This is a genomic window from Streptomyces sparsus (assembly GCF_054776295.1).
Genome location: NZ_BAAHCA010000167.1, coordinates 1 through 7,407, shown reverse-complemented (window position 1 = coordinate 7,407; position 7,407 = coordinate 1). Strand labels below are relative to the sequence as shown.

Below are 7,407 nucleotides of genomic sequence, written 5' to 3'. Positions count from 1 at the left end.
GCACCCTGCCCCCGCCGCTCAGGCGGCGTTGCCCGGCGTCTCCTTGCGGAACCGCGGCAGCCGTCCCTGCGGGGTGTCGCCCACCTGCGGCCGGGGAGCGTCGGCGCCTACCTCCGGGCGGGAACCCGCGTCGGTGACCTCCGGGCGGGAGCCGGCGTCGCCTACCGGCGGCGGGTCCCAGTGCCGGAGGGCACCCGACTCGATCTCGATCTGGTCGCTCAGGGCGCCGAGCCCTTCCGCGTCGTACTGCCGGACGCGGTCCTGGGCGGCGAAGCGCAGTGAGTCGGCGGACTGCTTGATGGACTCCACCCGGCGGCGTGCGTCGGGCAGAAGTTCGGCGAGTCTGGCCCGGTCGGGCTCCTGGTCCATGAGCGAGCCGAGTTCACGGTCCACGGTGCGGGCGTGCTCGTGGAGGCGGTCGAGCAACCCGAGGGCCTCGGTCAGCGACGGGTCGTGCTGGGCGGCGGCGGTCAGCGCCCGGCGGGTGCCGTCGATGGAGGAGCGCAGCTCCAGGCGGGCCCGGGCGGCCTGCCCGACGGGGCCGGGCTGCGCGGACTTGACCCGCAGCGTGGTCTCCTCGACGCTTCGCCGCACCTCGCTGCCGGCACGTTCCACGCCTCGTCCCACGGCTCGCGCCGCCTTCACCGCCGCAAGCACGCCGAGCGTGACCGCGCACAGGAAGAACAGGCCGATGAGCACGGCCACAGTTTCCATCCCGGGTGCCCCTTCATCCGTCCGGATCGTCTCTCCAGCGTAGACGCAGCGGGGGCGGTGCGGGTCCCGTCGGACCCGGACCGCCCCCGAACCACTCCCGTAGGGGTCGGATCAGGCCGGCACGATGTTCACCAGCTTGGGTGCCCGGACGATGACCTTGCGGACGCCGGCGCCGCCCAGCGCGGCGACCACGGCGGGCGCGGCCAGCGCCTGGGCCTCCAGGTCGGCTTCGGACACCGTCGGCGGAACCTCCAGCCGGGCCCGTACCTTGCCCTTGACCTGGACGACGCAGGTGACCGTCTCGTCCACCAGGTAGGCCGGGTCGGCAACGGGGAAGTCGTGGTGCACCACGGACTCGGAGTGGCCCAGGATGCGCCACAGCTCCTCCGCGATGTGCGGGGCGAGCGGCGCGATCAGCAGCACCAGGCCCTCGGCTGCGGCCCGCGGCACCTCGGTGAGCTTGGTGACGTGGTTGTTCAGCTCGGTGATCTTGGCGATGGCGGTGTTGAAGCGCAGCCCGGCCATGTCCTGGCGGACCCCTTCGACGGCCTTGTGGAGGGCCCGCAGGGTGGCCTCGTCGGGCTCGTCCTCAATGACCGCCAGCCGGCCGGTGGCCTCGTCGACGACGTTGCGCCACAGCCGCTGGAGCAGCCGGTACTGGCCGACGACGGCCCTGGTGTCCCAGGGGCGCGAGACGTCCAGGGGGCCCATCGCCATCTCGTAGAGCCGCAGGGTGTCCGCCCCGTACTCGGCGCAGATCTCGTCGGGAGTGACGGCGTTCTTCAGGGACTTGCCCATCTTGCCCAGCTCGCGCGTCACCTGCTCGCCGCCGAAGAAGTACGCGCCGTCGCGCTCCTCGACCTCGGCGGCGGGCACCGGGAAGCCGCGGCCGTCCCGGTAGACGAAGGCCTGGATCATGCCCTGGTTGTACAGCTTGTGGAACGGCTCGACGGAGGACACGTGGCCCAGGTCGTGCAGCACCTTCGACCAGAAGCGGGCGTACAGCAGGTGCAGCACGGCGTGCTCGGAGCCGCCCACGTAGAGGTCGACACCGCCGTGCGGCGCGTCCTCCCGGGGGCCCATCCAGTAGCGCTCGATGTCCGGGTCGACGAGCCGCTCGCTGTTGTGGGGGTCCAGGTAGCGCAGCTCGTACCAGCACGAACCAGCCCAGTTGGGCATGGTGTTGGTCTCGCGGCGGTACTTCTTCGGGCCGCCGGAGTCACCGCCCAGGTCCAGGGTGACGTTCACCCAGTCCTCGTTGCGGGAGAGCGGCGTCTCCGGTGAGGTGTCGGCGTCGTCCGGCTCGAAGGTGCGCGGTGAGTAGTCCTCGACCTCGGGCAGCTTCAGCGGCAGCATCGACTCCGGCAGCGGGTGGGCGATGCCGTCCTCGTCGTAGACGATCGGGAAGGGCTCGCCCCAGTACCGCTGGCGGCTGAACAGCCAGTCCCGCAGACGGTAGTTGACGGTTCCCTCACCGATGCCGCGGTCGGCCAGCCAGCGCGCGGCCTCGGCCTTGGCCTCGGTCACGGACAGGCCGTCCAGCGACAGCGACCCGCCGGCGGAGTTGACGATCTCGGCGTCGTAGGAGTCGAAGGAGTCGTCCCAGGTGGCCGGGTCGGTGCCGCGGTCGTCGGAGGGCTGGACGACGCAGCGCATCGGCAGTTCGAAGGCGCGGGCGAACGCGAAGTCCCGGCTGTCGTGGGCGGGCACGGCCATGATGGCGCCGGTGCCGTAGCCCATCAGCACGTAGTCGGCGACGAAGACCGGGACCTGCTCGCCGCTGGCCGGGTTGACGGCGTACGCGCCGGTGAAGACGCCGGTCTTCTCCTTGGCGTCGGCCTGCCGCTCGACCTCCGACTTCGCGGCGGCCTGCGCCCGGTACGCGGAGACAGCGGCGCCCGGGGTGGCGTGGCCGCCCGTCCACACCTCGCGCGTGCCGGTCGGCCAGGCCTGCGGTACCAGGCGGTCCACCAGGGGGTGCTCGGGCGCGAGCACCATGTAGGTGGCGCCGAACAGGGTGTCCTGGCGGGTGGTGAAGACGGTGATCTTCTCGTCCCCGGCGGAGAAGTCGACCCGCGCGCCCTCGGAGCGTCCGATCCAGTTGCGCTGCTGGAGCTTGATCGCCTCCGGCCAGTCCAGTCCGTCCAGGTCGGCCAGCAGCCGCTCGGCGTAGGCGGTGATGCGCATGTTCCACTGGCGCAGCTTGGACTTGAAGACGGGGAAGTTGCCGCGCTCGGAGCGGCCCTCGGCGGTGACCTCCTCGTTGGCCAGCACCGTGCCCAGCCCGGGACACCAGTTGACGGGCGCGTCGGAGGCGTACGCCAGGCGGTACTCGCCCAGCAGGTCGGCCCGTTCGCGGGCGGTCAGGGTGCCCCAGGGGCCCAGTCCTTCGGGCGTCGGACGCTCACCGGACTCGAACTGGGCGACCAGGTCATCGATGGGCCGGGCCCGCTGCGCGTCCTGGTCGTACCACGAGTTGAAGATCTGCAGGAAGATCCACTGGGTCCAGCGGTAGTAGTCCGGGTCGATGGTGGCGAAGGACCGGCGCTTGTCGTGGCCCAGGCCCAGTCGGCGCAGCTGGGCCTTCATGTTGACGATGTTCGCCTCGGTGGAGACCCGCGGATGCGTGCCGGTCTGCACCGCGTACTGCTCGGCGGGCAGTCCGAACGCGTCGAAGCCCAGGGTGTGGAGCACGTTGTGGCCGGTCATCCGCAGGTAGCGGGCGGAGACGTCGGTGGCGATGTAGCCCAGCGGGTGGCCGACGTGCAGCCCGGCACCGGAGGGGTACGGGAACATGTCCATGATGAACTTGTGCGGGAGCGCCGCACGCTCCGGATCACCGCTCAGGTCTCCGGCGGGATTGGGGGCCTCGTAGGTGCCCTCCTTGTCCCAGAAGTCCTGCCAGCGTGCCTCGATGTCGGCAGCCAGCACCGCTGTGTAGCGGTGCGGGGCCGCAATCTCCGCGGCGGTGGGGGTTTCGCTCATGTCCTCAAAGCTCCATCGAGTCGTCTCTGCCTGCGGAAACGAAAAATCCCCTCGCACAGGAGGGGACGCCGCGCCGACTCCGGCTCCGTCGGTGGGAACCGGGACTGATCAGCGCGGCCCGCTAAGCAGAAGGCGTACGGCACGCATGCGGTCAGGGTACCGCAAGGGCCGCGGGCGTCGCCGGGACGACCGCGGAGCGAACACCGGGGCCGGGCACACCTGGCCGGCACCTCCACCGCACCGCACACACGCACGGAGGGCCGCCCGAACGGGCGGCCCTCCGTGGAACTGTGGAGCTAAGGAGAATTGAACTCCTGACCTCTTGCATGCCATGCAAGCGCTCTACCAACTGAGCTATAGCCCCGCGTGTGATCCTCTGCGGGCTTCCCCGCGGCGGCGACGCCCACTCTACACCGGCTCCGCCCGGCTTTGCCAAATCGGTTCCGCCGCAGGCCGAGGCCGCCGCGCAGCCCCGCGTCAGGCCGTCACGAAGGAGTAGAACCGCTTCAACGTGCAGTGCTCGTCGAGCAGCCGGCCGTAGATGGGTTCACCCTCCAGCTCGCGGTACGTCTCGATCGGGTCGCCTTTTATGATCAGCGCCCGCGCGCACTCCACGCACCAGTACTGGAACCCGGAGTTGACCGGTTCCATGTCGCGGACGATCGGGGTGCCGCTGCCGCACCAGTCGCACTTCCTGCTGTGTGCACCCATCAGTCCGTATCAGCTCCAGCTATGGCCGCAGGCCGTGCACACGTGGCTCACCTCTCCGTTGCCGCCCGGCACACGGGTGGCATACGCAGATTCAAAGGCAGGGCGTCGAAGTTCGGACGGGACACGGGTCTGGCCGGCGTGACACCGGTCGTTGGTCTTCCCGCGGATGCACCTGGGCACCGCAACGTCCCTCCCCTTCGGCCCTGTCCCCCTCCCGGCTTTCCGGTGCTGCCGATTCTGCCACGATCCCGCAGCGTTCAGGAGCCCGGTCGGGGAGCAAAAAATCCCGCCTCCGGGAAGGAGACGGGACTTTCGGGTGGAACTGAAGTGAGCTGGAGACAACCTGTGGAGCTAAGGAGAATTGAACTCCTGACCTCTTGCATGCCATGCAAGCGCTCTACCAACTGAGCTATAGCCCCGTGTTCGGCCGCTTCCGGTTCCTGCCCGGTGCCGCGAACGAGTAGAACTCTACCCGGTGACCTGGCCGGATGAGAAATCCACCCGGCCTCGGTCGGTGCCCGGGCTCAGTCGTCGTCGCCGAGCACCGGCTCCGGCAGGGTTCCGGCGTTGTGCTCCAGCAGCCGCCAGCCGCGAGCGCCCTCGCCGAGCACGGACCAGCAGCAGTTGGTGAGGCCGCCCAGCGCCTCCCAGGCGTGCGGCTCCAGGCCGAGCAGCCGGCCGATGGTGGTGCGGATGGTGCCGCCGTGGCTGACGACGACGAGGGTGCCGCCGTCCGGCAGCTTGTCGGCGTGCCGCTCGACCACCGGGGCGGCCCGGTCGGCGACCTCGGTCTCCAGCTCACCACCGCCGCGCCGCACGGGCTCGCCGCGCTTCCACGCGAAGTACTGCTCGCCGTGGCTCGCGACGATCTCCTCGTGGGTCAGCCCCTGCCAGTCCCCCGCGTAGGTCTCCCGCAGGGCCTCGTCGTGGCGGGGCACCAGCCCGGTCACGGCGGCCAGTTCGGCTGCCGTGGCCCGGGTGCGCATCAGGTCCGAGGAGATGATCGCGTCCGGCTTCAGGCCGGCCAGCAGCCGCGCCGCCCGCCGGGCCTGGTTCAGGCCCTCGGCGGTGAGCGGGATGTCGGTGGACCCCTGGAACCGGCGTTCCAGGTTCCAGGAGGTCTGGCCGTGCCGCCAGAGGACGATCTTGCGTCCCCGGCTCACCGCTCCTGCTCCTCGCCGAGCCCGCCGTCACCGGCCTCCGTGGCGGACTTGCCGCGGGTGGCCTTGGCGTCGTCGGGCAGGTCCAGCTGCGGGCAGTCCTTCCACAGGCGCTCCAGAGCGTAGAACACCCGCTCCTCGCTGTGCTGGACGTGCACCACGATGTCGATGTAGTCGAGCAGGACCCAGCGCCCGTCGCGCTCGCCCTCCCGGCGGACCGGTTTGACGCCCAGCTGCTTGAACAGCTGCTCCTCGACACCGTCGACGATCGCCTTCACCTGGCGGTCGTTGGGTGCCGAAGCCAGCAGGAAGGCGTCGGTGATGGCGAGCACGTCACTGACGTCATAGGCGACGATGTCGTGCGCGAGCTTGTCCGCGGCGGCCTGGGCGGCGGCGTTGATCAGCTCGGTGGAGCGGTCCGTGGCGGTCACAGGCGAAGCTTTCGATCGGCGGGCGGGTACGCACCAAGGATCTCACGCCCCGCCGCCGCTCCCGTCAGCCGTCGTAGTCCTGGCCGAGTACCACCGTGACGTCGGCGTTCGCCGCCGCCTTGCCGCGGGCGGCGGCCTCGGCGGACAGCCCGAGCGTCTTGGCGACCTCCTCGGCCTGCTCGCGGTCCGCCTCGTCCGTGTAGGTCACCTTGCTGCTCTCCGCCGTGCCGTCGGCCTCGGCGGCCTGCACGACGGTGTACCCGCCGTTGGCGAGCGCGGCCCGCGCCATGTTGGCCGCGTCCGGATCACCGGTGGCGTTGCGCAGGCTGACGCGCAGCGCGGCGTCCGGGTCGGTGTTGGTCACCGTGCCGCCGAGCACCTTCTTGACCAGGCCTTCCGCCGTCTTGTCGCTGAGGGTGCCGTTGGTCTCCACCGGCAGGGTCTCGGTGTCGTAGTCGCCCTTCTTGGCGTGCCCGGCGAGCAGCGCCAGCGCCGAGCCGAGCTGGGAGTCCGAGAGGGAGGGATCGGGGATCTGGCCGAGCGACTCCACGGTGCTGGTGGCGCCCGCGCTGTCGCTGGAGAGCTCCTCCAGGACCGCCCGCACCACGTGCCCGAAGCGGGCCAGCTGCGCGGTCTGCGGCTCCCCGTCGGCCCGGTGGATGGCGTAGGCCACGGCTGCGCGGCCGTCCAGGTCGCGCGCGGAGCCCTTGTTCACCAGCGGCTTGTCGCCCTTCTTCGGTCCCGGCACGGTGGCGTCGGCGTCCAGGGTGATGCCGCCGACGGCTTCGACGAGGTTCTCCAGGTAGGGCGTGTCCAGTCGCCAGGTGCCCTTGATCTGCGCGCCGAGCAGGGTGTTGAGCGCGGTGCGGGTGGCACCGGCGCCCTCCGCGGAGAACGACTTGCCGAGTGTGGTCGTCGTGCCGTCCTCGGTCGCCAGGGCCAGGGAGTTGGGCAGCAGCACCGTCGTGCCGCGCCCGGCGGCCTCGTTGTTGACCAGCAGCGCCGTGGTGATGTCGCCGGAGTCGATGTCCCGCAGGTGGACGACGATCACGTCGCGTTTCTCCGCCGCGCCGGAGCCCGCCGCGACCTGCTCGTCGCCGGACAGCCCGGGCAGCTTGCCGGAGTACCACAGGTATCCGACGCCGCCCGCGAGGGCGACCACCAGTGCCACCACGAGGGCCAGCACCCGGTGGCGGCCGCGGCGCTTGGCCTCCTCCCGGCGCTCGGTGCGGCTCTCGGAGAACTTCATCCAGTCGATGACGTCCTCGGACTCCTCGTCCTCCTCCTCGATGAAGGAGAACTGCTCGGTCCGGTACTCCTCCGCGCCACCGTCGGGCTCGTCCGCCGCGGCCTCGGGGGCCCGGCCGGCCGCGGCGGGGCGCTCCTGGGTGGGGATGACGGGGGCG

At 71.1% G+C, this 7,407-nt stretch carries 6 protein-coding genes and 2 tRNA genes; all 8 read right to left on the bottom strand.

The annotated features are described in order from the left end of the window. Positions 1-18 precede the first annotated feature (18 nt). The gene (locus ACYVE9_RS10960) at positions 19-714 is read right to left on the bottom strand and encodes a hypothetical protein (protein WP_461027586.1); all 696 of its coding nucleotides are present in this window, start codon (positions 712-714) and stop codon (positions 19-21) included. A gap of 111 nt (positions 715-825) precedes the next feature. Further along, a complete protein-coding gene (gene leuS, locus ACYVE9_RS10955) occupies positions 826-3,699 on the bottom strand; it encodes a leucine--tRNA ligase (protein ID WP_461027585.1) in 2,874 nt (957 codons plus the stop codon). Between the two features lie 291 nt (positions 3,700-3,990). Further along, a tRNA-Ala gene (locus ACYVE9_RS10950) sits at positions 3,991-4,063 on the bottom strand. A gap of 113 nt (positions 4,064-4,176) precedes the next feature. Then, positions 4,177-4,410 (bottom strand): hypothetical protein, encoded by a 234-nt coding sequence (locus tag ACYVE9_RS10945; RefSeq protein WP_283992079.1) that lies wholly within the window; start codon positions 4,408-4,410, stop codon positions 4,177-4,179. 346 nt (positions 4,411-4,756) lie between these two features. After that, positions 4,757-4,829 (bottom strand) — tRNA-Ala (locus ACYVE9_RS10940). A gap of 105 nt (positions 4,830-4,934) precedes the next feature. Continuing rightward, positions 4,935-5,573, bottom strand: coding sequence for a histidine phosphatase family protein (locus ACYVE9_RS10935; RefSeq protein ID WP_461027584.1), 639 nt, complete (start codon positions 5,571-5,573; stop codon positions 4,935-4,937). Then, the gene (rsfS, locus tag ACYVE9_RS10930) at positions 5,570-6,001 is read right to left on the bottom strand and encodes a ribosome silencing factor (protein ID WP_461027583.1); all 432 of its coding nucleotides are present in this window, start codon (positions 5,999-6,001) and stop codon (positions 5,570-5,572) included. Before rsfS ends, ACYVE9_RS10935 begins: the two co-directional genes overlap by 4 nt. Positions 6,002-6,065: 64 nt before the next feature. Beyond that, on the bottom strand, positions 6,066-7,407 hold a 1,342-nt coding region (locus ACYVE9_RS10925; protein ID WP_461027582.1), incomplete at its 5' end, for an LCP family protein.

Coding starts and splice junctions, on each gene's coding strand:
- ACYVE9_RS10960 (WP_461027586.1), bottom strand. CDS start 714: ATGGAAACTGTGGCCGTGCTCATCGGCCTGTTCTTCCTGTGCGCGGTC.
- ACYVE9_RS10945 (WP_283992079.1), bottom strand. CDS start 4,410: ATGGGTGCACACAGCAGGAAGTGCGACTGGTGCGGCAGCGGCACCCCG.
- leuS (WP_461027585.1), bottom strand. CDS start 3,699: ATGAGCGAAACCCCCACCGCCGCGGAGATTGCGGCCCCGCACCGCTAC.